Source organism: Variovorax sp. OV329, assembly GCF_900114785.1.
Classification (GTDB): domain Bacteria; phylum Pseudomonadota; class Gammaproteobacteria; order Burkholderiales; family Burkholderiaceae_C; genus Variovorax.
Genome location: NZ_FOUG01000002.1, coordinates 297,670 through 322,418, shown reverse-complemented (window position 1 = coordinate 322,418; position 24,749 = coordinate 297,670). Strand labels below are relative to the sequence as shown.

Annotated in this window: 24 protein-coding genes and 1 tRNA gene; 10 read left to right on the top strand and 15 right to left on the bottom strand. The window is 68.0% G+C overall.

All coding sequences use genetic code 11. The features are described from left to right. Window positions 1–22: 22 nt before the first annotated feature. Entirely contained in the window at window positions 23–1,282 is a 1,260-nt protein-coding gene (locus tag BM345_RS04270) for a M48 family metallopeptidase (protein ID WP_093376246.1), read from the bottom strand. Window positions 1,283–1,319: 37 nt separating this feature from the next. Between BM345_RS04270 and orn the strand changes: the two genes are divergently transcribed. Both orn and BM345_RS04260 read left to right on the top strand, forming a co-directional pair. Next, window positions 1,320–1,940 (top strand): oligoribonuclease, encoded by a 621-nt coding sequence (gene orn, locus BM345_RS04265; RefSeq protein WP_175544897.1) that lies wholly within the window; start codon window positions 1,320–1,322, stop codon window positions 1,938–1,940. A 241-nt stretch (window positions 1,941–2,181) separates the two neighbouring features. Beyond that, complete coding sequence (locus BM345_RS04260; RefSeq protein WP_093375873.1) at window positions 2,182–3,999, top strand: DEAD/DEAH box helicase; 1,818 nt, start codon at window positions 2,182–2,184, stop codon at window positions 3,997–3,999. Window positions 4,000–4,165: 166 nt separating this feature from the next. On the opposite strand, the gene BM345_RS04255 is transcribed toward BM345_RS04260, so the two are convergent. Both BM345_RS04255 and BM345_RS04250 read right to left on the bottom strand, forming a co-directional pair. Continuing rightward, window positions 4,166–4,242, bottom strand: a tRNA-Pro gene (locus BM345_RS04255). 39 nt (window positions 4,243–4,281) lie between these two features. Further along, window positions 4,282–5,268 (bottom strand): polyprenyl synthetase family protein, encoded by a 987-nt coding sequence (locus BM345_RS04250; protein WP_093375871.1) that lies wholly within the window; start codon window positions 5,266–5,268, stop codon window positions 4,282–4,284. A 228-nt stretch (window positions 5,269–5,496) separates the two neighbouring features. Between BM345_RS04250 and rplU the strand changes: the two genes are divergently transcribed. The 4 genes from rplU to proB all read left to right on the top strand — a co-directional run bounded on the left by rplU (window position 5,497) and on the right by proB (window position 8,430). After that, entirely contained in the window at window positions 5,497–5,808 is a 312-nt protein-coding gene (gene rplU / locus BM345_RS04245) for a 50S ribosomal protein L21 (protein WP_093375869.1), read from the top strand. A 12-nt stretch (window positions 5,809–5,820) separates the two neighbouring features. Next, a complete protein-coding gene (rpmA, locus tag BM345_RS04240; protein WP_093375867.1) occupies window positions 5,821–6,081 on the top strand; it encodes a 50S ribosomal protein L27 in 261 nt (86 codons plus the stop codon). Between the two features lie 83 nt (window positions 6,082–6,164). Continuing rightward, complete coding sequence (gene cgtA, locus BM345_RS04235) at window positions 6,165–7,229, top strand: Obg family GTPase CgtA (protein ID WP_093375865.1); 1,065 nt, start codon at window positions 6,165–6,167, stop codon at window positions 7,227–7,229. Between the two features lie 58 nt (window positions 7,230–7,287). Beyond that, a complete protein-coding gene (gene proB / locus BM345_RS04230) occupies window positions 7,288–8,430 on the top strand; it encodes a glutamate 5-kinase (protein ID WP_093375863.1) in 1,143 nt (380 codons plus the stop codon). Between the two features lie 24 nt (window positions 8,431–8,454). Here proB and BM345_RS04225 read toward each other — a convergent pair whose 3' ends face one another. Further along, window positions 8,455–8,955 carry a CNP1-like family protein gene (locus BM345_RS04225; RefSeq protein ID WP_175544896.1) on the bottom strand — a complete coding sequence of 167 codons (501 nt, stop codon included), beginning with the start codon at window positions 8,953–8,955 and terminating at the stop codon, window positions 8,455–8,457. Continuing rightward, the gene (locus tag BM345_RS04220; protein ID WP_093375859.1) at window positions 8,942–9,604 is read right to left on the bottom strand and encodes an RNA pyrophosphohydrolase; all 663 of its coding nucleotides are present in this window, start codon (window positions 9,602–9,604) and stop codon (window positions 8,942–8,944) included. Before BM345_RS04220 ends, BM345_RS04225 begins: the two co-directional genes overlap by 14 nt. Before the next feature lie 124 nt (window positions 9,605–9,728). Between BM345_RS04220 and BM345_RS04215 the strand changes: the two genes are divergently transcribed. The 3 genes from BM345_RS04215 (at window position 9,729) to BM345_RS04205 (ending at window position 13,447) form a co-directional block, all read left to right on the top strand. After that, a complete protein-coding gene (locus tag BM345_RS04215; RefSeq protein ID WP_093375857.1) occupies window positions 9,729–11,474 on the top strand; it encodes a proline--tRNA ligase in 1,746 nt (581 codons plus the stop codon). Then, on the top strand, window positions 11,471–12,103 hold the full coding sequence (locus BM345_RS04210) for a lytic transglycosylase domain-containing protein (RefSeq protein WP_093375855.1): 633 nt from the start codon (window positions 11,471–11,473) through the stop codon (window positions 12,101–12,103). The genes BM345_RS04215 and BM345_RS04210 overlap by 4 nt, the downstream gene beginning before the upstream one ends. A 150-nt stretch (window positions 12,104–12,253) precedes the next feature. Beyond that, window positions 12,254–13,447, top strand: a complete 1,194-nt coding sequence (locus tag BM345_RS04205; RefSeq protein WP_093375853.1) for an MFS transporter — start codon at window positions 12,254–12,256, stop codon at window positions 13,445–13,447. A 12-nt stretch (window positions 13,448–13,459) separates the two neighbouring features. Here the strand turns inward: BM345_RS04205 and BM345_RS04200 are convergent, their stop codons facing one another. From BM345_RS04200 to hemA, 6 genes are all read right to left on the bottom strand, one after another. Next, entirely contained in the window at window positions 13,460–14,782 is a 1,323-nt protein-coding gene (locus tag BM345_RS04200; RefSeq protein ID WP_093375851.1) for a polyamine export protein PaeA, read from the bottom strand. A gap of 178 nt (window positions 14,783–14,960) precedes the next feature. Next, window positions 14,961–15,443: a cupin domain-containing protein gene (locus BM345_RS04195; RefSeq protein WP_093375849.1), complete on the bottom strand. Its 483-nt coding sequence runs from the start codon at window positions 15,441–15,443 to the stop codon at window positions 14,961–14,963. A gap of 12 nt (window positions 15,444–15,455) precedes the next feature. Further along, window positions 15,456–15,782 carry a Grx4 family monothiol glutaredoxin gene (grxD, locus tag BM345_RS04190; RefSeq protein ID WP_093375847.1) on the bottom strand — a complete coding sequence of 109 codons (327 nt, stop codon included), beginning with the start codon at window positions 15,780–15,782 and terminating at the stop codon, window positions 15,456–15,458. 26 nt (window positions 15,783–15,808) lie between these two features. After that, complete coding sequence (prmC, locus tag BM345_RS04185; protein WP_093375845.1) at window positions 15,809–16,657, bottom strand: peptide chain release factor N(5)-glutamine methyltransferase; 849 nt, start codon at window positions 16,655–16,657, stop codon at window positions 15,809–15,811. Window positions 16,658–16,784: 127 nt separating this feature from the next. Further along, window positions 16,785–17,876, bottom strand: a complete 1,092-nt coding sequence (gene prfA, locus BM345_RS04180; protein ID WP_093375843.1) for a peptide chain release factor 1 — start codon at window positions 17,874–17,876, stop codon at window positions 16,785–16,787. A gap of 108 nt (window positions 17,877–17,984) precedes the next feature. After that, on the bottom strand, window positions 17,985–19,256 hold the full coding sequence (gene hemA, locus BM345_RS04175; RefSeq protein WP_093375841.1) for a glutamyl-tRNA reductase: 1,272 nt from the start codon (window positions 19,254–19,256) through the stop codon (window positions 17,985–17,987). An 83-nt stretch (window positions 19,257–19,339) separates the two neighbouring features. Here hemA and BM345_RS04170 point away from each other — a divergent pair, with 83 nt between their 5' ends. Further along, on the top strand, window positions 19,340–19,615 hold the full coding sequence (locus tag BM345_RS04170) for a hypothetical protein (RefSeq protein ID WP_093375839.1): 276 nt from the start codon (window positions 19,340–19,342) through the stop codon (window positions 19,613–19,615). A 7-nt stretch (window positions 19,616–19,622) separates the two neighbouring features. Here the strand turns inward: BM345_RS04170 and BM345_RS04165 are convergent, their stop codons facing one another. From BM345_RS04165 to ugpE, 4 genes are read right to left on the bottom strand one after another with little or no spacing between them, the layout of a single operon-like run. Then, window positions 19,623–22,058, bottom strand: coding sequence for a DUF3772 domain-containing protein (locus BM345_RS04165; protein WP_093375837.1), 2,436 nt, complete (start codon window positions 22,056–22,058; stop codon window positions 19,623–19,625). A 40-nt stretch (window positions 22,059–22,098) separates the two neighbouring features. Further along, the gene (gene ugpQ / locus BM345_RS04160) at window positions 22,099–22,848 is read right to left on the bottom strand and encodes a glycerophosphodiester phosphodiesterase (RefSeq protein ID WP_093375835.1); all 750 of its coding nucleotides are present in this window, start codon (window positions 22,846–22,848) and stop codon (window positions 22,099–22,101) included. Continuing rightward, entirely contained in the window at window positions 22,845–23,858 is a 1,014-nt protein-coding gene (ugpC, locus tag BM345_RS04155) for a sn-glycerol-3-phosphate ABC transporter ATP-binding protein UgpC (protein WP_093375833.1), read from the bottom strand. Before ugpC ends, ugpQ begins: the two co-directional genes overlap by 4 nt. Window positions 23,859–23,866: 8 nt before the next feature. Then, entirely contained in the window at window positions 23,867–24,715 is an 849-nt protein-coding gene (gene ugpE, locus BM345_RS04150; RefSeq protein WP_093375831.1) for a sn-glycerol-3-phosphate ABC transporter permease UgpE, read from the bottom strand. Window positions 24,716–24,749 lie beyond the last annotated feature (34 nt).

Here is a 24,749-nt window from a genome sequence, read left to right as displayed (position 1 = left end):
GGCGAAGGCCTCGAAAAAGATGTCATGCCACCGCCATGCGCGCGAGGCGCTCGGAAGCCGGTGGGTGCGAGTAGTAGAACTTGACGAACACCGGGTCCGGCGTGAGCGTGGACGCGTTGTCCTGGTAGAGCTTGAGCAATGCGTTGGACAGGTCGGCGCTGCTGGTCTGCGCCACCGCGTAGGCGTCGGCCTCGAACTCATGCTTGCGCGAGAGCATGGCGGCCAGCGGCGAGACGAATACGCCGAAGACCGGCACCGCCAGCATGAACAGCAGCAGCGCCAGTGCGTCGTTGGGCGCCGCCATGTTGGGCTGCACGCCCAGGCCGGTGTAGAACCAGGCCTGCGAGGACAGCCATCCCAGCAGCGCGAAGCCGGCCAGGCTCATCGCGAACATGGCGATCATGCGCTTGAGCACGTGCCGGTGCTTGAAGTGGCCCAGCTCGTGGGCCAGCACCGCCTCCACTTCGCCGGCGCTCAGCTGGCGCAGCAGCGTGTCGTAGAACACCACGCGCTTGCTGGACCCGAAGCCGGTGAAATAGGCGTTGGCATGCGCGCTGCGGCGGCTGCCATCCATCACGAACAGGCCCTTGGCCGCAAAGCCGCAGCGCTTCATCAGCGCGGTGACGCGGTTCTTGAGCGTGGCGTCGTCCAGCGGCTTGAACTTGTTGAACAGGGGTGCGATGAAGGTGGGGTACACCAGCATCAGTGTCAGGTTGAAGCCCACCCACACGGCCCAGGCCCACACCCACCACAGCGTGCCTGCCGCGCCCATCAGCCACAGGATGAGCGCCGCCAGCGGCAGGCCGATGACGGCGCCCAGCAGCATGCCCTTGAGGCCGTCGACCAGCCAGAGCCGCAGCGTCATCTTGTTGAAGCCGAAGCGCTCTTCCAGCCTGAAGGTCTGCCACAGCGAGAAGGGCAACTCGAGCAGCCCGCCGATCAGGCTGAAGGAGGCGAGCAGGGCCAGCTGCTGCCACATGCCGCCGCCCAGCTGGTCCGCGAGGACGCGGTTGAGAAGGTCCAGTCCGCCGAGCAGCGTCCAAGCCAGCAGCACGGCGGCAGACCAGGCCATCTCGACGATGCCGAAGCGGCCCTTGGCCACGGTGTAGTCCGCCGCCTTCTGGTGCGCCGCCAGGCTGATCGTGCTGTCGAAGGGGGCGGGCACGGCGCCGCGGTTCTGCGCCACGTGGCGCACCTGGCGGGTGGCCAGCCAGAACTTCAGCAGCAGGCCGGCTGCCAGGGCGGCGGCGAAGACGTAGGTCAGGGCGAGGGAGGCGGACATGCGGGGCGCAGTGTAGGCCATCGACGACAATCGGCCGATGCCCGAATCCATTGACCCGACCCCCGCCGCGCCCACTCCGGACGCGGCCACGCAGCCTGCGGCCACCCTGAAGAAGAGCGACCAGAACCTGGTCTGGCTCGACTGCGAGATGAGCGGCCTGGACCCCGAGAAGGAACGGCTGCTGGAGATCGCCGTAGTGGTCACCGGCCCCAACCTGACGCCGCGCATCGACGGCCCGGTGCTGGTGATCCACCAGAGCGACGAGGTGCTGGACGGGATGGACGCGTGGAACAAGGGTACGCACGGCCGCAGCGGCCTGATCGACAAGGTGAAGGCCTCGACGATCGACGAGTCGGCGGCCGAGCAGCAACTCATCGATTTCATCGCCCGCTACGTGCCCCGCAGCGGCTCGCCCATGTGCGGCAACACCATCGGCCAGGACCGGCGCTTCCTGGTGAAGTACATGCCCCGGCTGGAGGCCTTCTTCCACTACCGCAACCTGGACGTCAGCACCCTCAAGGAACTGGCCAAGCGCTGGAAGCCGGCGGCCTACAACGCCTTCAAGAAGCAGCAGGCCCACACGGCGCTGGCGGACGTGCACGAGTCCATCGACGAGCTCGAGCACTACCGGGACACCCTCCTGAATTTGAAGGATTAGGTAAAAACCCCAGGACATGCGATAATTCGAGGCTTCGCGCAACAGTCGGGCGGCCGACGTTGAAAAAGAAACGCGAATTTCCCGCATCTCCCTATCTTGCACAGTGCGCCCCTCGAAATGGGCCGCAGCCCGGCGTTTGCCTTGCCGGACTGATTGTCGTCGGATGGTTGATGTTTTTTGACCATCCGCATGCAGCAAGGGCCAACGGCCTGCGCTTGGCGTGCAAGAAAGTATTTCTTTCATGAACGACGCTTTTGAAGCGCAGGGCGAACTCGTGCCCGCGCAATCCATTTCCGCATCCGCCGATTTCAACGTCGGCACCGACGCGCCCGAACTCGAGGCGCTGGACGCCGCCCCCGCGCCCAACGAGCCCAACGGCTTCGAGCGCCTGGGCCTGGCTCCGCAACTGATCGCCGCCGTCAAAGACCTCGGCTTCACCCAGCCCACGGCCGTCCAGGACAAGGTGATCCCGCTCGCCATGGGCAGCGAGGCCAACGGCCTGGTCGACCTGATGGTGTCCAGCCAGACCGGCTCCGGCAAGACCGCCGCCTTCCTGCTGCCGGTGCTGCACACGCTGATCCAGCAGCAAGCCGCTGCCGAAGAAGCTGCCCGCCTCGAATTCCAGCGCCAGGCCGACGAGGCCGCTGCGCGCGGCGAAGCCGCACCGAAGCGCCCTAAGCGCAAGGACCCGACCAACACGCGCCACTTCAAGGCGGCCGTGCCTGGCGCCCTGGTGCTGTGCCCCACGCGCGAACTCGCCCAGCAGGTGGCGCACGACGCCGTCGGCCTGGTGCAGCACTGCCGCGGCCTGCGCATCGCCAGCGTGGTGGGGGGCATGCCCTACCAGCTGCAGATCGCACGCCTGCAGAACGCCAACCTGGTGGTGGCCACGCCCGGCCGCCTGCTGGACCTGCAGCGCTCGATGCAGATCAAGCTCGACCAGGTGCAGTTCCTGGTGGTGGACGAAGCCGACCGCATGCTCGACCTGGGCTTCTCCGACGACCTGGCCGAAGTCAACCAGCTGACCATCGCGCGCAAGCAGACCATGATGTTCAGCGCCACCTTCGCGCCGCGCATCCAGCAGCTGGCTGCCCGCGTCATGCGCGAGCCGCAGCGCGTTCAGATCGACTCGCCGCAGGAAAAGCACGCCAACATCAAGCAGGTGATGTTCTGGGCCGACAACGCCCAGCACAAGCGCAAGCTGCTGGACCACTGGCTGCGCGACACCAGCATCAACCAGGCGATCGTGTTCGCCAGCACCCAGGTCGAATGCGACGGCCTGGCCAACGACCTGCAGCAAGAGGGCTTCAGCGCCGTCGCGTTGCACGGCGCCCTGAGCCAGGGCCTGCGCAACCGCCGCCTGATGGCGCTGCGCAATGGCCAGGTGCAGATCCTGGTCGCCACCGACGTGGCCGCGCGCGGCATCGACGTGCCCACCATCACCCACGTCTTCAACTTCGGCCTGCCGATGAAGGCCGAGGACTACACGCACCGCATCGGCCGCACCGGCCGTGCCGGCCGCCAGGGCCTGGCCGTGACCTTCGCCGAGTTCCGCGACCGTCGCAAGATCTTCGACATCGAAGCCTACAGCCGCCAGCAGTTCAAGGCCGAGACCGTTCCGGGCCTGGAGCCGCAGCAGCGCTTCCCGCAGTCGCGCCCGCAGGGTGACTTCGGTGGCCGTGGCCGCGAGAACCGCGAGCACCACTCGCGTGACCGCAAGTTCGGCGGCGGTGGCCAGCGTTCCGGTGGCGGCTTTGGCGGCGGCGATCGTCGCGGCTTCAGCGGCGGCAACGGCGGCGGTTTCGGCGGTAACAACGGCGGCGGCTTCGGCGGCGGCAATGCCAACGGCTTCGGTGGCGGCAACGGCTTCGGTGGCAACCGCGGTGGTGGCGGTGCGCGTGAAGAGGGCGGTGGCTATGGCCGCAAGCCGGGCTGGGGCGAAGGCCAGCGCGATGGCGCGCAACACCGCGGCCACGGCAACAACCACAACGGCGGTGGCCGCGGCTTTGCCCAGCGCGATGGCCAACCGGCCAAGCGCGCCTTCAAGCCGGGTCGCTGACCCCTTCGCTTGAATCGGCCCGTGAGGGCTGAATGGCAAAAAGCCCGACTTCGTGAGAAGCCGGGCTTTTTTCTTATGCGGTGTGAATCGGCGAATGCCGCGCGATGCGAATGTGATGGCGGCTGGACCGGATGTCGCTGCCCGCCGCATGGGCGAACAGGAAATCTGGTCGGGGTGAGAGGATTCGAACCTCCGGCCTCTACGTCCCGAACGTAGCGCTCTACCAGGCTAAGCTACACCCCGAAGTGCAGTGATTTGAGAAAGCGGCCCTTGCTTTTGACTTCAGGCGCGTCGCTCAGTCAGCTGAGCCGCCAATTGTAGCAAACCTTCTGAGTGCTCATTGCGCGGCAGCGAACGAAGCGCATCGATTGCACGTTGCGCTTCGGCAGCGGCGGCGGCGCGCGTTGCATCCAGCGCACCCGTCTGCTTCACGATGGCGACGATCTGCGGGAGCTGATCGGTGTCGCCGGCCTCGATCGCGGCCTTGATGAGCAGGCTCTGCTCAGGCGTACCGCGTTGCATCGCCAGGATCAGGGGCAGGGTGGTCTTGCCTTCGCGCAGGTCGTCGCCCAGGTTCTTGCCGGTCTCGTTCGCGTCGCCTGCGTAGTCGAGCACGTCGTCGATCACCTGGAAGGCGGTGCCCAGCGCCTGGCCATAGGTGGCACAGGCCTCTTCGATTTCCGGCGGCGACTTGGACAGCACGGCCGCCAGGCGTGTGCTGGCTTCGAAGAGCTTGGCGGTCTTGGAGCGGATGACTCGCAGGTAGGCGTGCTCGTCCAGCCCCGCGTCATGCATGTTCATGAGCTGCAGGACCTCGCCCTCGGCGATGACGTTGGTGGCGTCGGCCAGGATCTCCATCACGCGGATGTCGTGCGCGTCCAGCATCATCTGGAAGGCGCGCGAGTAGAGGAAGTCGCCGACCAGAACGCTGGCCGGGTTGCCAAAGGATTCGTTGGCCGTCGGGCGACCGCGCCGCAGGGTGGATTCGTCCACCACGTCGTCATGCAGGAGGGTCGCGGTATGGATGAACTCGATCACCGCCGCAAGGTTGAATTGCTGGTCGCCCTGATAGCCTAGGGCGCGGCTCATCAGGAGCAGCAGGGCGGGGCGCAGGCGCTTGCCGCCGGCCGAGATGATGTAGCGCGAGACCTCGGCCACGAGCGGCACGCCCGTGTCCAGGCGCTTGGCGATGACTCGGTCGACTTCGTCCATGTCCTCGGCAATGAGGCCGAGCACGGACGCGGTGGTGGATGCGGCGGGAACTGGCAAATCGCGGGGCGCCTGGCGCCAAAGAATTGTGAGAAAGGCGCCGTCGAGGTCGCCCGAAGCCCGCGATTATAGAAAGTGGCTGACAAGTGCCCCGGCCTGCCGGAATCCGGGCCTGGCTGCCCTGGTGCCCAGTTAGCCCCTTCGTGCTAGAATATTGGGCTTCGTGGAAATTCGTCCGCGAAGACTCACGAGGGGCCCTACCCGGGTCCCCAATCCTAGAGGTTAAACATGTACGCGGTCATAAAAACCGGTGGCAAGCAGTATCGCGTTGCTTCCGGCGAAAAAATTAAAGTAGAACAGATTGCTGCGGACGTTGGCCAGGAAATCGTGATCGACCAGGTTCTTGCCGTCGGAAGCGGCAGCGAGATCAAGGTTGGCACGCCCCTGGTGTCCGGCGCAACGGTGACGGCCACTGTGCTGTCGCACGGCAAGCACGACAAGGTCCACATCTTCAAGATGCGCCGTCGCAAGCACTATCAGAAACGTCAAGGCCATCGCCAGCAGTTCACCGAACTGCAAATCGGCGCGATCGCCGGCTAAGGAGCGGACACCATGGCACAGAAAAAAGGCGGCGGCTCTACGCGAAACGGGCGCGATTCCAAGCCTAAGATGCTCGGCGTGAAGGCCTTCGGCGGCGAACTGATCAGCGCAGGCTCGATCATCGTGCGCCAGCGCGGCACCCAGTTCCACCCCGGCACCAACGTCGGCGTGGGCAAGGACCACACCCTGTTCGCCCTGGTGGACGGCCACGTGTCGTTCCGCACCAAGGGTTCGCTGAACAAGCACACGGTCATCGTGACGCCGGCGGCCTGAAGGCCCTGTCACTTCGACCATTGCTCGAAGCCCACTCGAAGCCCCGCCTGGCGGGGCTTTGTTGTTTGTAAACTGGACAAACCATGAAGTTCGTTGACGAAGCCTTCATCGACATCGCCGCGGGTGATGGCGGCAGCGGCTGCGTGTCGTTCCGTCACGAGAAGTACAAGGAGTTCGGTGGCCCGGACGGCGGGGATGGCGGACGCGGCGGCCATGTGTTTGCCGTGGCCGACGTCAACCTCAACACCCTGGTCGACTTCCGCTTCTCGCGCCGGCACGAGGCCAAGCGCGGCCAGCACGGCATGGGCTCGGACATGTTCGGCGCCGCCGGCGACGACATCACGCTGCACATGCCGGTGGGAACCATCATCTCGGATGCCGAAAGCGGCGAGGTGCTGTTCGAGTTGCTCGTGCCGGGCGAACGCCTGACCATCGCCAAGGGCGGCGACGGCGGCTTCGGCAACCTGCGCTTCAAGAGCGCGATCAACCGCGCGCCGCGACAGAAGACCCCGGGCCACCCCGGCGAGAAGCGCAGCCTCAAGCTCGAACTGAAGGTGCTGGCCGACGTGGGCCTGCTGGGCATGCCCAATGCGGGCAAGTCGACCCTCATCTCCGCTGTCTCGAACGCGCGCCCGCGCATTGCCGACTATCCCTTCACCACCCTGCATCCCAACCTGGGCGTCGTGCGCGTGGGACCCGAGCAGAGCTTCGTGGTGGCCGACCTGCCCGGGCTGATCGAGGGCGCGTCCGAGGGCGCGGGTCTGGGGCACCTCTTCCTGCGCCACCTTCAGCGCACGCGTCTGCTGCTGCACGTGGTCGACCTCGCACCTTTCGACGAAGGCGTCGATCCGGTCGCACAGGCCAAGGCCATCGTCGGTGAACTCAAGAAGTACGACGCCGAGCTGCATGCAAAGCCGCGCTGGCTGGTGCTGAACAAGCTGGACATGATTCCGGTCGAAGAGCGCGCTGCCAAGGTCAAGGACTTCGTCAAGCGCCTGCGGTACAAAGGCCCTGTATTCGAGATTTCGGCCCTCACGCGTGAAGGCTGCGAGCAACTGGTGCAGTCGGTCTATCAGCAGGTGAGGGCTGCGCAGGTCGCGGAGCAGCCGCCGGCTGAAGTGGATCCGCGCTTCGCCGATCCGTCCTGAAACCCGCCTGCCTTCGTGCAGGTCCAGCCCCTCCACCCGATCCCCGTCAAATCCCTAGATGACTGCCAAAGCTGGTTCCACGGTTCTTCGCGACGCCCGTCGCATCGTCGTCAAGGTGGGCTCCAGCCTGGTGACCAACGAGGGCCGCGGGCTGGACGAGGCGGCGATCGGCGAATGGTGCCGGCAGCTTGCTGCGCTGGTGCGCGACGGGCGCGAGGTGGTCATGGTCTCCAGCGGCGCCATTGCCGAAGGCATGAAGCGCCTGGGATGGAAGACCCGGCCGCACGAGGTGCACGAGCTGCAGGCGGCCGCGGCCGTCGGCCAGATGGGCCTGGCGCAGATGTACGAGACCAAGCTGCGCGAGAACGACCTGGGCAGCGCGCAGGTGCTGCTCACGCATGCCGACCTGGCCGATCGCGAACGCTATCTCAACGCCCGCTCCACGCTGCTCACGCTGCTGGGCCTGGGCGTGGTGCCCGTCATCAACGAGAACGACACGGTGGTCAACGACGAGATCAAGTTCGGCGACAACGACACGCTGGGCGCGCTCGTGGCCAACCTCGTCGAGGCCGATGCGCTGGTGATTCTCACCGACCAGAAGGGCCTGTTCACCGCCGACCCGCGCAAGGACCCGGCTGCGCAGTTCGTGCACGAGGCCGCTGCTGGGGACCCCGCGCTGGAAGCCATGGCCGGCGGCTCGGGCAGCAGCATCGGCAAGGGCGGCATGATCACCAAGATCCTCGCGGCCAAGCGCGCGGCGGGTTCGGGCGCCTCCACCGTGATCGCCTGGGGCCGCGAGACCGACGCGCTGCTGCGGCTGTCCAAGGGCGAATCCATCGGCACGCTGCTGGTGGCGCAGACGGCCAAGCACCAGGCGCGCAAGCGCTGGATGGCCGATCACCTCCAGTTGCGCGGCGCGGTCACGGTGGATGCCGGCGCGGCCGCCAAGCTGCGCGGTGAAGGCAAGAGCCTGCTGCCCATCGGCATGACCGCGGTGGAAGGCGAGTTCTCGCGCGGCGACGTCATCGCGGTGCGCGACCCGGAAGGCCTCGACGTGGCCCGCGGCCTGGCGAACTATTCGAGCGCCGAGGCCCGCCTCCTGTGCCGCAAGGCTTCGGGCGAGATCGAGCGCCTGCTCGGCTACGTGGCCGAACCCGAGATGGTCCACCGGGACAACATGATCCTGATGGCCGCCGGCTGAGGCGGACAGTCCGCCATCGGCGGCTTAGTCGAGGTACTCGCGCTTGCGCAGGGCCTGCACCATCTCGCCGGTGGTCGCACGCGGCGCGCCGCTGCGGCACAGCGCCTGCCGGGCCAGTGCCAGGTTGTAGCGGGTCCGGGCCCGCTCCAGCGGAATCCACTCCGGGTTCTCGACCGCGTGCCAGGAATCGCCGCTGAAGCGAGCGTAGCTCTTGGTCTCGCCGGTGGCGCAGCGCACGCCGTCGTAGAAGGCGTTGACCGCGCCGCCCGGGCCGGTGTTCTTGGCGATGATCACGTAGCGCACCACGCCGTCGTCGGTCACGACCAGGGTCTTTGGGTCCACGCCGTACTTCAAGTCGAGCATGCGCGGCATGTCGATCTCGAGCATGCGCTTGGCGTCGAATTCGGGCGCCGGGGGTACCGGCGATTCCTTCCAGTCGGGATTGGCGAAGAGCTGTGCGGATGCGGCGGGTGCCAGCACAAGGGCCGGCAACGCCACCGCCAGCAGTTGGCTAGCGCGACGCAAGCAGCGGGTTGGACGCTGGCGTGGCAGCGCTTTCGGGAGCAGCGGGAACATTGGGATCGGGTTCGAAGGTGGCCCCGGGCGGCAGCTCGAAGCCCGGCTCGTGCCCGCCGCCGGCGGGATGACGATCGAACTCGCGGCCGCGCACGTTGCCACGCAGGAAGCGGTTGCGGAAATCCTGCCGGGGCAGGTAGCGGGCGAGTTCGGTCAGCGCCATTTCGTAGACGCCGCGCTTGAACTCGACGACGACGTCCAGCGGCACCCAATAGTCGTGCCAGCGCCAGGCGTCGAACTCTGGATGGTCGGTAGCGCGCAGGTTCAGGTCCCAGTCGTGGCCCGTGAGCTGCAGCAGATACCAGATCTGCTTCTGGCCCTTGTAATGGCCGCGCGCATCGCGGCGAATGAACCGATCCGGCACCTCGTAGCGCAACCAGTCGCGTGTACGGGCCACGATGCGCACATGCTCCGGCGCCAAGCCGACTTCTTCATGCAGTTCCCGGAACATGGCCTGCTCGGGACTCTCGCCGCGGTCGATGCCGCCTTGCGGAAACTGCCAAGAGTGGGTGCGTATGCGCTTGCCCCAGAAAACCTGATTGCGCTGGTTGAGCAGGATGATGCCGACGTTGGGCCTGAAGCCGTCTCGGTCGAGCATAATCGAACCCCAATTTTTGAACTGAGTCGATTATGCATGCCGGGTTGCACTCGGCAAGTGGACCGGTTCGATGGCCCCGCCTCTGGGGCATCCTGTTTTTCCCGTATTTTTTGATCGCCACTCGATGAAAGCGTCCCGTTTCTTCGTCTCCACCCTCAAGGAAGCGCCGGCCGACGCCGAAGTCGTCAGCCACCGCCTCATGACCCGCGCCGGCATGATCAAGAAGCTGGGCGCGGGCATCTACACGTACATGCCCATGGGCCTGCGCGTGATCCGCAAGGTGGAAGCCATCGTGCGCGAGGAAATGAACCGCGCCGGCGCCGTCGAGCTCACCATGCCGGTGGTCCAGCCCGCCGAGCTGTGGGAGGAAAGCGGCCGCTTCGACAAGATGGGCCCCGAGCTGTTGCGCATCCAGGATCGGCACGAGCGCGACTACATCGTGCAGCCGACCAGCGAAGAGGTGGTGACGGACATCGCGCGCCAGGAGATCCGCAGCTACAAGCAGCTGCCGCTCAATCTCTACCAGATCCAGACCAAGTTCCGCGACGAGCGCCGTCCCCGCTTCGGCCTGATGCGCGGACGCGAGTTCACCATGAAGGACGCCTACAGCTTTGACCGCGACCTGGACGCTGCCAAGCTGAGCTACCAGGGCATGGCCCAGGCCTACCGCAACATCTTCGACCGCTTCGGCCTGCGCTACCGCGCCGTGCGTGCCGACAGCGGTGCCATCGGCGGCGACATGAGCGAGGAGTTCCAGGTCATCGCCGCCACCGGCGAGGACGCCATCGTCTACAACCCGGACAGCGACTACGCCGCCAACATGGAAAAGGCCGAGGCGCTGGCCCCGGCCGGACCGCGTCCGGCTGCAAGCCAGGCCGCGACCAGGACCCCGACCCCGGGCAAGGCCACCTGCGAGGAAGTCGCCGAGTTGCTGAACGTGCCGCTGTCCACCACCGTCAAGTCGCTGGTGCTGGCCACCGACAAGACCAACGACAAGGGCGAGATCGTGGGCAGCCAGGTCTGGCTGCTGCTGCTGCGCGGCGACCACGACATGAACGAGATCAAGGTCGGCAAGCTGCCCGGCCTGGACGCGGGCTTCCGCTTCGCGACCGTGCCCGAGATCGAGGAACATTTCGGCTGCAAGCCGGGCTACCTGGGCCCGCTGCACCTGAAGAAGCCGGTCAAGCTCGTGGCCGACCGCGACGTGGCCGTGATGGCCGACTGGATCAGCGGCGCCAACGAGGTGGACTTCCACATCACCGGCATCAACTGGGGCCGCGACCTGCCCGAACCCGACCTGGTGGCCGACATCCGCAACGTGGTGGCCGGCGACAAGTCGCCGGACGGCAAGGGCATTCTGGCCATCGAGCGCGGCATCGAGGTGGGCCACGTCTTCGTGCTGGGCACCAAGTACAGCAAGGCGATGAACGCGACCTTCCTGGACGAGTCGGGCAAGCCGCAGCCGCTGGAGATGGGCTGCTACGGCATCGGCATCACCCGCCTGCCGGCCGCGGCCATCGAGCAGAACCATGACGAGCGCGGCATCATCTGGCCGGACGCCATCGCGCCCTTCACCGTGGTGCTTTGCCCCATCGGCATGGACCGCAGCGAGGACGTGAAGGCCGCTGCCGGCAAGCTCTACGACGAGTTGCTGGCCGCCGGCGTGGACGTGATCCTGGACGACCGCGGCGAGCGCCCCGGCGCCATGTTCGCCGACTGGGAACTCATCGGCGTGCCGCATCGGGTGGTGATCTCCGACCGCGGCATCAAGGAAGGCCAGTTCGAATACCAGCATCGCCGCGACGCCGCGGCGAGCAAGGTGCCGGCCGCCGACGTGGCGGCCTTCATCAAGGGCAAGCTGGCTGCATGACGCTGTCGCGGCGCCAGTGCGTGGGGGGTGCCGCGGCGGGTGTGTTCTCGCTGCTGGGCGCGCCGCGCCTGGCCGTCGCCGGCGCGCAGATCGAGGAGCCGCTGGTCGACTCGGTGCGCACGGCGCTCAGTTCGGCCATCCACAACAGCGCGCCGCCGGTGCCCGAGTTCAAGGACACCGAGACCCGCATGGCCTACCTGCGCTGGCTGGGCAACATGGGCGAGCGGCTCAGGAAGCGCATTCCCGACTGGAACTCGCGCAAGGAATTCCTGCAGACCATCTGGTATGAGGCGCGGCGCGCCGGCCTGGACGTGAGCCTGGTGCTGGGACTGGTGCAGGTGGAGAGCAACTTCCGCAAGTTCGCCGTGTCCAGCGCCGGCGCGCGGGGCTACATGCAGGTGATGCCCTTCTGGACGCGCGTCATCGGCGACGGCGATGCCTCCACGCTCTTCCACATGCAGACCAACCTGCGCTTCGGCTGCGTGATCCTGCGCCACTACCTGGACCGCGAGCGCGGCGACCTGTTCCTGACCCTGGGCCGCTACAACGGCAGCCGCGGCCAGTCGCCATACCCCAACGCGGTCTTTGCCAACCAGCGAAACTGGAAGTTCGTCGACCGGCAGGACTGAGGCGGCGAGTCGGACGGTTCGCATGCTTGCGACGCATGCAACACATTCCAATTCATCGTTTGTGAGCGGAGGGGCTGCCCCGTATATTGGCGGACCCGAAACGGGTAGCCTTGCGGCCCGTCGCATTCCTGAATCCAATTCCAAAACTCCATGTCTCCCATGCTCTGGGCCCTGCTGGCCGGCAACTTCGCCATCGGCACCGGCGTGATGGTGGCCAGCGCCACGCTCAACGAGGTCAGCGCCTATTTCCACGTGCCGGTGCCTGTGGCCGGCTACCTGATCTCGGTGGCCGCGCTGGTCGTGTGCCTGGGTGCGCCGGCCCTGGCGGCGGTGGTGGCGCCTTTCGATCGGCGGAAGCTGCTGGCGCTGTCCATGGTCTGGTATGGGCTGCTGCACGCGGCCTGTGCGCTGGTGAGCGACTTCAACCTGCTGCTGGCTCTGCGGGTGCTGGCGGTGATCCCCGCTGCGGTGTTCACGCCCCAGGCCGCGGCCTGCGCCGGACACCTGATGCCGGCGGAGCAGCGCGGCCGTGCCATCACCTTCGTGTTCCTGGGCTGGTCGCTGGCCTCGGTGCTGGGCATGCCGCTGAACGCCTGGCTCAGCGGCATGCTGGGCTGGCAGGGTGCCTACGGCCTGGTGGCGGTTCTCTCGCTGGCGAGTGCCGCCTGGGTCTGGCTGGCCATGCCGGCGGCGGTGCGGCCGCCGCGCTTCTCGCTGGCCAGCTGGGGCACGGCGCTGCGCATGCCGTCGCTGACGATGTGCGTCGCCGTGACCTTGCTCTACTCGGCGGGGCAGTTCGTGCTCTTCGCCTACTTCGCGCCGTACTTCCGCAACACGCTGGGCACCAGCGTGCATGAGCTGAGCGCGCTCTTCATGTTCTTCGGTGCCTTCGGGCTGCTGGGCAACGTGCTGATGTCCCGCTACATCGACCGGCTCGGCGCGCCGCGCGGCGTGATGATCGCCGTGGGCTCGATCGCGCTGAGCATGCTGGCCTGGCCGCTGGGCACGACGCTGGTGCTGGCCGGCCTGGTGATCATTCCCTGGGCCATGGGCTGCTTCTCCGCCAACTCGGCGCAGCAGGCGCGGCTGGTGGGACTGGCACCTGCCCTGGCGGGTGGCTCGGTGGCGCTGAACACCTCGGCCATGTATGCCGGCCAGGCCATCGGCACGGCCATCGGGGGCTGGATGATCGCGCACCAGGGCATGAAGGACCTGCACCTGGCCGGCGTGCTGCTGCTGGTGGCGGCCATGGCGGTGAGTGCACAGGCCGCTCGCCTGGCGCGCCGCGGTGGCGCGGACGCGGCCTCGCCGGGCGTGGTGCCGGCTGCCAAGCGCTCGGCCTGAAGCGGAGCCTTTTCAGCCGGCGGCGCTGGACTCGGGCTGGCGCGCGTCCTCGCGCGTGACCATGACCTGGTCGATGCGGTGGCTGTCGACGTCCAGCACCTCGAACTTGAAGCCCGCCCAGTTGGCGCTGTCGGTGCGCCGGGGCACGCGACGCAGCATGAACATGAGGAAGCCCGCCAGCGTCTCGTACTGGTCGGTCTGCGGCATCTCGTCGATGTCCAGCGCGCGCTGCACGTCCTGGATGGGCGTGTCGCCGTCGATGAGCCAGGAGTTCTCGTCGCGCCGCACGATCTGCTGCTCCTCGTCCCAGGGCGGCGGCACCAGGTCGCCCATGACGGTGCTCATCACGTCGTTGAGCGTGATCACGCCCACCACCAGGCTGTACTCGTTGACCACGATGGCGAAGTCCTCGTGCGCCTGGCGGAACTGCTCCAGCACCTCGGTCAGCGAGATGCGGTCGGGGATCACCAGCGCCTTGTTCAGGGGCAGGCCCTGGTCGAAGGAGAGGGCCTGGCCGCTGAGCACGCGCTGGAACATGTCCTTGGCATCCACGTAGCCCAGCACGTGGTCGATGTCGCCGTCGCACACCGGGTAGGCGGAGTAGGGCTCGGCGATGATGCGCGCGCGCAGCATGGCCTCGGCGTCGCCCTTGTCGAACCAGACCACGCGGTCGCGCGAGGTCATCACGGTGTTCACCTGGCGCGTGTCCAGCTCGAACACGTTGGCGATCACCTGCTGCTCGCGCTCGGCCAGCACGCCGGCGCGCAGGCCGGCCTCGGTCATGGCCAGGATGTCGGCGGAGGTGATGGTTTCCTCGCGCTGCATGGGCATGCCCAGCAGCTTGAACAGCATGTCGGTGCCGCGCGTGAACAGCCACACCAGCGGCTTGAAGGTGGTGATGAGCAGTTCCATCGGCCCCACCAGCCGCATCGCCAGCCGCTCCGGCTCGTTCATGCCCAGGCGCTTGGGGAACAGGTCAGCAAAGATCAGGAAGATCGAGATGATGATGACGAAGGAAGTCAGGAAGGCCGCTCGCTGCGCCAGTTCGGGGCTGAGCCAGTTGGCGTACAGGTCTGCGAAGTAGGGGCTGAAGGCGCCTTCGCCCACCACGCCGCCGAGGATGGCCACGGCGTTCAGCCCGATCTGCACGACGGTGAAGTAGTGGCCGGGCTTCTCCTGCAGCGCCAGCACCTTCTCGGCCCGCGGGTCGCCGTCGTCGGCCATCTGGCGCAGGCGCAGGCGGCGCGATGCCGCCAGGCAGATCTCGGCGAGGGAGAAGAAGGCGCTGGTGGCAATCAGCAGCGCAATGACGAGCAGGCTCTGGGTCAGGGTCATGGATGGATCTCAGGCTCCGGATGGTGCCATGAGCGCCAGGCGTCGCCGCGCAGCAGTCGCGCTGGGCCCCGTGCGAGCTCCACGCCGCGGAACCGGCTTTGCCGGGCCGCAGGTGGGGTCCCCTCCTCGGGAGGCGGCGAACTACACGCAGCGAAGCGGAGTGAGAAGCCGGGAAGCCTCAGGTCGCGCCGTGAGGATGCGTAGGGTCGACCCACAGCACCGAGTCGGGCTTCTCGACGGGCTCGATGTCCAGGTTCACCGCCACCGCCTCGCCGTCGCTGCGGCACAGCACGCACTCCAGCGTCTCGGTGCTGCTGGCATTGATTTCCTGGTGCGGCACGTAGGGCGGCACGTAGATGAAGTCACCCGGCCCGGCCTCGGCGGTGAACTCGAGCTTGTCGCCCCAGCGCATGCGTGCGCGCCCGCGCACCACGTAGATGACCGACTCGAGGGGCCCGTGGTGATGGGCGCCGGTCTTGGCATCGGGGTGGATGTGCACCGTGCCGGCCCACAGCTTCTGGGCGCCGACGCGGGCGAAGTTGATGGCGGCCGCCCGGTTCATGCCGGGGGTCTGCGCCGTGTTGGCGTCCAGCCGGTCGGCCGGTATCACCCGCACGCCATCGTGTTTCCAGTCGGTGGGGTGCGGGTGCGCGTCGGCCATGGCAGGCGCGGGTCAGGCGGCGGGCGCCGACAGCACCTGCTGCAGTTCGCCCGACTCGTACATCTCCATCATGATGTCCGAGCCGCCGACGAATTCGCCGCGCACGTACAGCTGCGGGATGGTGGGCCAGCTGCTGTAGTCCTTGATGCCCTGGCGGATAGCGTCGTCTTCCAGCACGTTCACCGTCTTGAGCGACTTCGGGTCGACCCCGCAGGCCTTCAGGATCTGGATGGCGCGGCCGGAAAAGCCGCACATGGGAAAGCTGGCGCTTCCCTTCATGAAAAGAAGAATCTCGTTCTGCTTGACCAGGTCGTCAATGCGTTGCTGGGCGTCGCTCATGGGGGCTCCTCGAAAGAATGCGTTGATTATTTCACCGAGCGCCAATGGCCGCCGGAGCAGCGCTCGATGCCGGCAAGATCCCTGCGGCTTTGTACCTGATCGAAGCCGCGGGCGCTGAGCAGTGCCCGAACCTCGGCAGCCTGGTCGTGGCCATGTTCCAGCAGCAGCCAGCCGCCTTCGGCCAGATGCTGCGGTGCCGCATCGACGATCCGGCGGATGTCGGCCAGGCCGTCCGCGCCGGAGGCCAGCGCCGAAATCGGCTCGTGCTGCAGCGCCGGAAGGTGCGGATCGTCCTCGCGCACATAGGGCGGGTTGCTCACGATCAGGCAGTAGCCGCTGCCGGCGCCCTCCAGCCAGTCGCCGTGGGCGAAGCGCACGGGCAGGCCCAGGCGCTCGCCGTTGGCGCGTGCCACGGCCAGGGCGTCCACGCTGGCGTCGACGGCGTGGATCTGCAGGTCGGGCCGCACGTTCTGCAATGCCAGCGCGATGGCGCCGCTGCCGGTGCCCAGGTCCATCACCCGCACTTCGCGCAGGCCGGTCAGGCGCTCGATGGCCCAGTCCACCAGGGTTTCGGTGTCCGGCCGGGGCACCAGCACGCGCGGGTCGACCTGGAGCAGGAGGCCGTGGAATTCCTTCTCGCCCACCAGGTAGGCCACCGGCTCGCCGGCCAGGCGGCGCGCTAGCAGGTCCCGGTAGCGCGCAGCCACGTCCTCGGGCAGGAGATCGGTGTCGTGGGCCAGAAGCCAGGCGCGCTCGTCGCCGGCGCGGCCGAGGGCGTGCAGCAGCAGCAACTGGGCGTCCAGCCGCTCCACGCCCAGGGTCGCGGCGCTCGAGAGGGCCTGCGCGACGGTGGTGGCGGCGGCCGGATCGCTCATGGGAGTACCTTCGTGCCTCGCACTGCAGTGCGCGCTTGCTCGAGACGACCGGGCGCTGTGCTCATTGAAAGTACCTCCGTGCTTCGCATCGCGGTGCGAGCCTGGCTTGTGGCGACCCGGCGCGCGCTCATGCCGCCAGTCCCGCCGCTTCCAGCTCCGCCAGCTGCTCGGCCTCGTGCGCGGCCTTGAGGGCAGCCAGCACCTCGTCCAGGTCGCCTTCCATGATGAACTGCAGCTTGTATAGCGTGAGGTTGATCCGGTGGTCGGTCAGCCGCCCCTGCGGGAAGTTGTAGGTGCGGATCCGGTCCGAGCGGTCGCCGCTGCCGATCAGGCCCTTGCGCATCGCCGCGTCCTTGGCAGCGCGCTCGCTGCGCTCCTTCTCCTGGATGCGCGCCGACAGCACCTGCAGCGCCTTGGCCTTGTTGCGGTGCTGGCTGCGGTCGTCCTGGCACTCGGCCACGATGCCGGTCGGAAGGTGCGTGATGCGCACCGCCGAGTCGGTCTTGTTGATGTGCTGGCCGCCGGCGCCGCTGGCGCGGTAGGTGTCGATGCGCAGGTCGGCAGGGTTGATCTGCACCGCCTGGGCTTCGTCCGGCTCGGCCAGCACGGCGACGGTGCAGGCGCTCGTGTGGATGCGGCCCTGCGTCTCGGTGGCGGGCACGCGCTGCACACGGTGGCCGCCCGACTCGAAGCGCAGGGCGCCGAAGACCTCGTCGCCCACCACGCGCACCACCACTTCCTTGTAGCCGCCCAGTTCGCTCTCGCTCTCGCTCACGATCTCGCAGCGCCAGCCGGCGCGCTCGGCGTGGCGGGTGTACATGCGCAGCAGGTCGCCCGCGAACAGGGCCGACTCGTCGCCGCCGGTGCCGGCGCGGATTTCCAGGAAGGCGTTGCGCGCGTCGTCCGGGTCCTTGGGCAGCAGCAGGCGCTGCAGCTCGTCTTCCAGCTTGAGCAGCTCCACCTCGGCGCCCTCGATCTCCTCGCGCGCCATCTCGGCCATGTCGGGGTCTTCCAGCATCTCGCGGGCACCTGCCAGGTCCGATTCCACCTGCTTGAAGCGCTGGTAGCGGCCGGCCACCTGCGTCACCTGCGCATGCTCGCGCGACAGCACGCGGTACTGCGACATGTCGCCCATGATGTCCTCGCGCGAGAGCAGGAAGTCCAGCTCCTCCAGGCGTTGCAGGTAGCGTTCGAGTTGATTGCGCAGGAAACTTTTCACGTTGGGCGGCCGAGCGGCGAAGAGGCGAGGGAAGGGCGTTGGTGGCCCCGCAGGAAACGGTTGCGAAACCGTCGGGCCCGCGGCGGGCCCGGCTGTCGGGGAGCGTCGCTAACGCTCTTTGCGCAGGAAAAGGCGCGCAATGGTCTGCGCCGTCTGCTCGCGCGCGGCGGCATCGCCGGCATGCAGCTCGGCCATGGCGCCGTGCAGCATCTTCTGGGTAAGGCCGCGCGACAGCGCGTCCAGCACCGCATCGAGGTCCTCGCCCCGGGCCAGCAGCTTCTTCGCGCGGGCCAGCTCGGCGGCGCGCCAGGCATCGGTCTGGGCGTTGAGCTGCTGGATCAGCGGCACCGTTCCGCGCTGGCCCAGCCAGTGCATGAAGCTCTGCACGCCGGCGTCGATGATGACCTCGGCCTGCGCCACGGCGGCCTGCCGCTGGGCCTGGCCCTGCTGGACCACCTGGGCCAGGTCGTCCACGGTGTAGAGGTACACGTCCGACAGCGCCTTCACCTCGGGCTCGATGTCGCGCGGCACCGCCAGGTCGACCATGAACATCGGGCGGTGGCGGCGCTGCTTGAGCGCGCGCTCCACCGCGCCCAGGCCGATCAGCGGCAGGGTGCTGGCCGTGCAGCTGACGACGATGTCGAACTCGGCCAGCCGGGCCGGCAGGTCCGCCAGCCGCATGGCCTCGCCGCCGAAGCGCGATGCCAGCTTCTCGCCGCGCTCCAGGGTGCGGTTGGCGATCACGATGGACTTGGGGCTGCGCGCCGCGAAGTGGGTGGCCGCCAGGTCGATCATCTCGCCGGCGCCTACGAAGAGCACGCGGGTCTGCTTCAGGTCCTCGAAAAGTTGGCTGGCCAGGCGCACCGAGGCGGCGGCCATGCTGATGGAATGCGCCCCGATCTCGGTGGCGGTGCGCACTTCCTTGGCCACCGCGAAGGAGCGCTGGAACAGCTGGTTGAGCGTGCTGCCCAGCGCGCCGGCGTTTTCCGCGGCGCGGACCGCGTCCTTCATCTGGCCCAGGATCTGGGCCTCGCCCAGCACCATGGAATCCAGCCCGCTGGCCACCCGGAAGGCATGGCGCGCGGCGTGGTCGCCCTCCAGCGTGTAGGCATGCGAGCGCAGCAGCGAGGGCGAGACGCCGCCGCTTTCCGCCAGCCACCCCACCGTGTGGTCCAGCGCGGCATGGTCGGCGGCGCAGTAGATCTCGGTGCGGTTGCAGGTGGAGATGATGGCCGCCTCCACGTCGGGGTGGCGGCTGGGGGCGAAGGACCCCCGCAGGCTGTGCAGCGTGGGAGTCAGCTGGTCGAGGGCGAACGCAAAACGACCGCGCAGATCGAGCGGCGCGGTCGTGTGATTCAAGCCCAGGGCCCAGACTGCCATGTTCACGATTATAAAATTTACCGATCCCCGGGCTTTTTGCGATGCATCAATAGCCTTGAGACTCTATTTCTTATCCCCCTGGAATGACGCCTTTCGCCCTCGCCAACCACGTGGCCAACTTCGCCGCGCCCGCCCTCTTCCTGGCGCTGGTGCTGGGCCTGGGCGGACGGTTGATCCTGGGCAAGGGCGCGGCCCTCGGCCTGCTGGCGCAAATGGCGATCAACTTCGCCACCGGCGTGGCGGTGCTCGCGGGAGGCATGGTCTACTTCGGCCGCGACGGGATGATGGCCACCTATGTCGCCCTGGTGCTGGTCTGCGGCACGCTGCAGTGGCTGCTGGGCGGCGGCCTGCGCCGCTGACCCCGCATCAGCTCCCGGCCAGGGGCGATGGCGGCGAGGGCGCCGGCGGCGGAACGCCAGGGGCGAGCGATGCGCCCAGGGTTCCGGCCACGGGGGCTGCCGTGGTCGCCGCCATGGACAGCTGGGCCTCGCGAAGCCCATCGAGAATCGCGAAGAGCAAGTCGCTGCGAACCCCGCCCGCCATGCGGGGGTTGGGCACGAAGGCAATGGCCTGGAAAACCAGCAGCCCGTTCTCGACCCCATCCAGCGTCACGCCGGGCTCGGGCGAAGGCAGCACGCCGGTGTGCTCGTGGCAGGCCTTGAGCATCACCTCGCGCACCTTCTGCGCGTCGGTGGTCAGCGGCATGGGCAGGCGGATGAGCACCCGGCCCTCGGCATTGGCCAGCGTCATGTTGCGCACGGTCTTGGTGATGAACTCCGAGTTGGGCACGATCAGCGTGGACCGGTCGCCCAGCTGGATCTCGGTGGCCCGCACGTTGATGCGCCGCACGTCGCCCTCGGCCGTGCCCAGCACCACCCAGTCGCCCACTTTCACCGGCCGCTCGGCCAGCAGGATCAGGCCCGAGATGAAGTTCTGCACGATGGCCTGCAGGCCGAAGCCGATGCCCACCGACAGCGCGCTGGCCACCCAGGCGATGCGGTTGACGCCGATGCCCAGCGCCGACAGCGCCAGCGCCACCACCACCACCGCGCCCACGTAGTTCAGCAGCGTACTGATGGAGCTGCGCATGCCCGATTCGAGCTGGGTGTTGGGCAGGTAACTGTTCTCCAGCCAGCGCTTGAACAGGCGCAGCACCACGAAGCCGACCACCAGCACCAGCAGCGAGCCCATCATGGCGCCCGAGTCCAGCTCGAACTCGCCCACCTTCAGCCTGGTGCCGATGCGTCCGCTGCGCTGCACCAGCTCGCCGGGCGTGCTGCCCAGCGGCGCGATGAAGGCGATCACCATGTAGAAGAAGACCAGGATGCGGCTGAGCGCCGACATCAGCACTGCCGCCTGGTCCAGCGTCTGCGGGCGCAGGTTCATGCTCTTCTGCAGCCGCTGGCCCGAGGTGCTGCGCGCGGACAGCAGCGACATCCACAGGTCGTCGGCGAACTTCAGCAGCAGGTAGCCAAGGCTGATCACGATGCCGGCCCACAGCACCTGTCCCGCCAGCACGCGGGCGAAGGCGAGGTAGCCGAAGGCGATCACCACCACCAGCGCCAGCAGCATCAGGCCCACCAGGCCACGCAGCAGGCTCACCCAGGCCGGGCGCGCCGCGGCCGCGCCGTCGTCCGGGTCGCCCTCCAGCGCGTCGCCGCGTGCATGGCGGACCAGGTACAGGGTCAGCAGCGCAGTGATGACGAAGGCCGCCACCGGCACCAGGTTGGTCAGCACGCTGTTGAGCGGGTCGTCGATGACCTGGTTGATCTGCACCGGCGCGCCGGCGATCAGGGCGCACACCGCCACCAGCCAGGGCAGCGGACGCAGGCGCCGGGCCATGGGGTCGGGAATGGGCGGCAGCCGCCACGAGGGGCGGCCGTTGGACAGCATCGCCCGGCCCAGGCCGACCACGAAGGCCAGGAACATGACCATGCGCACCATCTGGATGGCCAGGCGGCTGCTGCGCGTGCCCCAGTTGCCCAGTTCGTCCAGCAGGCCCCAGGCGGCCGAGGCGGCCAGCCCGGCGAGCAGCACATAGGCCAGCACCGTCAGCAGGGCCAGCAGCGAGCGGCGCAGCCGCCCGATCGGAAACTTGCGTGCCGCCAGCCAGGCCAGTCCCACCTCCACGCCCCAGATCGCCAGCACCAGCACGCCGATGCCCAGCAGGGTCCACAGCACGATCGAGCCCCAGCCGCTGCTGGCCAGCGCGCTGCTCATGCCCATGCGGAACTCGCGCGACAGGCCGGACAGGTCTTCCTTGTCGCCTTTCCATTCCTCCGACATCTGTTCCCAGAACTGGGCCGTCAGCGGCGAGAGCGAACGCTCGAACAGCTTGGCCTCGAACACCGCGCGGCGCTGCGCCAGCAGCTCGGTGCGGTGCTGCTGTGCGTTGACGCTGAGCAACCGTGCCAGGCGGATGTCCGCATCCACCACATTGCGCTGCTTCGTGAGGGTGGCGCGCTGGCGCGTGATGTCGGCCGCCTCCGCGCTGCCGCCGGCCGCCGGCGCCGGGCCCAGCTCGCCCAGGCGGGCGTTCAGGTCATTGAGCTGCGTGGTGCGCGCGGCCACGAAGCGGTCGGACTGGGCGACGAGCTCGTCGGTGAGCGTGATGAGCCGCTGCACGTCATCGTCCGCCTCGGCGCTGTCGGGCACCTGCTCCATCTTGGCGCGCAGGCTGTCCAGCGTGATCTCGGGCTGGGCCGGCGGGACGGAGGACGGGGCTGCCGGCTGCGCCACCGCGCCGCTGCAGGCCAGAAGCAGGGCCGCCAGCAGGAGAACGCAACGAGTGATCCAGGTCATCGGCGCATCATAGAAAAGCCCGGACCGGTTCGGTCCAGCTTCAGGTCGGCGGGAAGAGATCGACGCGGTCGGTCACGATGCCGTCGGTGCCAAGTTGCCAGAGCCACTGGGCCACGCTGGGATCGTTGACGGTGTAGCTCAGGGCGCGCATGCCGGCGCCGTGCACCTGGGCCACGGATTCGGTGTCCCACAGGTTGTACTGGCAGACCACGGCGGCGCACTGCAGCGCACGGGCCTCGTCCAGCCAGCCGCTGCGCATGCGGTCCAGCAGCAGGCCGCGCGGCAGCTGGGGCGCCACTTCGAGCGCGGCCTGGAGGGACTCGGGCTGGAAAGAGGTCAGGAAGGGGGGCACCGGCGCCCCGGCCCACAGGGCCGCGGCCTCGCGCGCCACGGCCTCGCCGGTCTGACGCTCGGTGCCGGGCGTGGGCTTGATCTCGATGTCCAGCAGGTGGCCGCTGGCCAGGCACCAGCGCGCCAGGTTGGCCAGCGTGGGCAGCGGCTCGCCGGCGTACTCGCGCGAATGCCAGCTGCCGGCGTCCAGCTGTGCGAGCTGCGACCAGGGCAGCTTGCCGCCGGTGCCGCGGCCGCTGGTGGTGCGCTCCAGCGCGGCGTCGTGCATCAGGAAGACCACGCCGTCGGCGCTGAGCTTGGCGTCGCACTCGAACATGCGAAAGCCGTGGTGTGCGCCCAGGCGGAATGCCGCCAACGTGTTCTCGGGCGCGAGCTTGCCGGCGCCACGGTGGGCGATCCAGCGCGGGTAGGGCCAGGCGGGCAGGGCGGCGCTGCTCATGCGTCGGACAGCCGCTTTCCGGAGCCGGCGTCGAACCAGTGCAGCTTCTCGGGCCGCGCGGCGATGCGCGCCGGCGTGCCGATGGCCGGCACGGGCAGGCCTTCGTCCACGCGCATGACCAGCTGCTCGTCGCCGATGCGGGCGTAGATCAGGCGCTCGGCGCCCAGCATCTCGACCTGCTCCACCTGCACGATCCAGCCGTCGTTGCCGAACACCAGGTGCTCGGGACGGATGCCCAGCACCGTGCCCGGCTTCACGCCCGGGGCATGGCGCAGCAGGTTCATCGGCGGCGAGCCCATGAAGCTGGCGACGAAGGTGGTGGCAGGGCGGTTGTAGACCTCTTCGGGCGTGCCGAACTGGTCCATCACGCCGCCGTTCATCACCATGATGCGCTGGGCCAGCGTCATGGCTTCTACCTGGTCGTGCGTGACGAAGAGCGAGGTGATGCCCAGCTCGCGGTGCAGCTTCTGGATTTCCAGGCGCGTCTGCGCGCGCAGCTTGGCGTCGAGGTTGGACAGCGGCTCGTCGAAGAGGAAGACCTGCGGCTGGCGCACGATGGCGCGGCCCATGGCCACGCGCTGGCGCTGGCCGCCGGACAGCTCGCGCGGCTTGCGCTCGAGCAGGTGGCCCAGTTCCAGGATCTTCGCGGCCTTGTCCACCCGCGTCTTGATCTCGTCCTTGCCGACGCCCGCGATGCGCAGGCCGTAGGCCATGTTGTCGAACACGCGCATGTGCGGATACAGCGCGTAGTTCTGGAACACCATGGCGATGTCGCGTTGCGCCGGCTCGACGTTGTTGACCACCTTGTCGCCGATGGCGATGTCGCCGGCGCTGATTTCCTCCAGGCCCGCGACCATGCGAAGAAGGGTGGACTTGCCGCAGCCCGACGGCCCGACGATCACGATGAATTCGCCGGCCTCGACCTCGGCCGAGACGCCGTGGATCACCTGGTTGGCCTTGGGGCCCTTGCCGTAGCGCTTGATGACGTTGCGAAAGGAGATGGCAGACATCTTGTTCTTTATTTTTCAGTGTCGACGAGGCCCTTGACGAACCAGCGCTGCATGAGGATGACGACGATGGCGGGCGGGATGAGGGCCAGGATGGCGGTGGCCATGACCAGGTTCCAGTCCACCGCGGCGTCGCCCGAGGCGATCATCCGCTTGATGCCGATCACCACCGGGTACATGTCCTCGCTGGTGGTGGCCAGCAGGGGCCACAGGTACTGGTTCCAGCCGTAGATGAACTGGATCACGAACAGCGCCGCGATCGAGGTCTGCGACAGCGGCACCAGGATGTCCTTGAAGAAGCGCATGGGCCCCGCGCCGTCGATGCGCGCCGCCTCCACCAGCTCGTCGGGCACGCTGAGGAAGAACTGCCGGAACAGGAAGGTGGCGGTGGCCGACGCAATGAGCGGCACCGTCAGGCCGGCGTAGGTGTTGAGCATGTTCAGGTCCGCCAGCACCTTGTAGGTGGGCAGGATGCGCACCTCCACCGGCAGCATCAGCGTCACGAAGATCAGCCAGAACACGGTCTTCTTGAACGGGAAGCGGAAATAGACGATGGCGAAGGCCGATAGCAGCGAGATGGCGATCTTGCCGATGGCGATGGTCAGCGCCGTCACCAGGCTGATCCACATCATGCGGCCCACCACCACGCGGGCGCCCTGCGTGTCGGCGCCCATCAGGGCCGAGGTGTAGTTCTCGATCATGTGCGTGCCGGGCCAGATGGGCATGGGCACGTTCAGGATCTCGTCGCGCGTGTGGGTGGAGGCGACGAAGGCCAGGTAGATCGGGAAGGCGACGACGGCGATGCCCAGGAGCAGCACCACGTGCGAGAGGATCGTGAGGCCGGGGCGGCGTTCAACCATGGCAGGGCCTCCGGGTGCTGGGTTTGATAGGGGG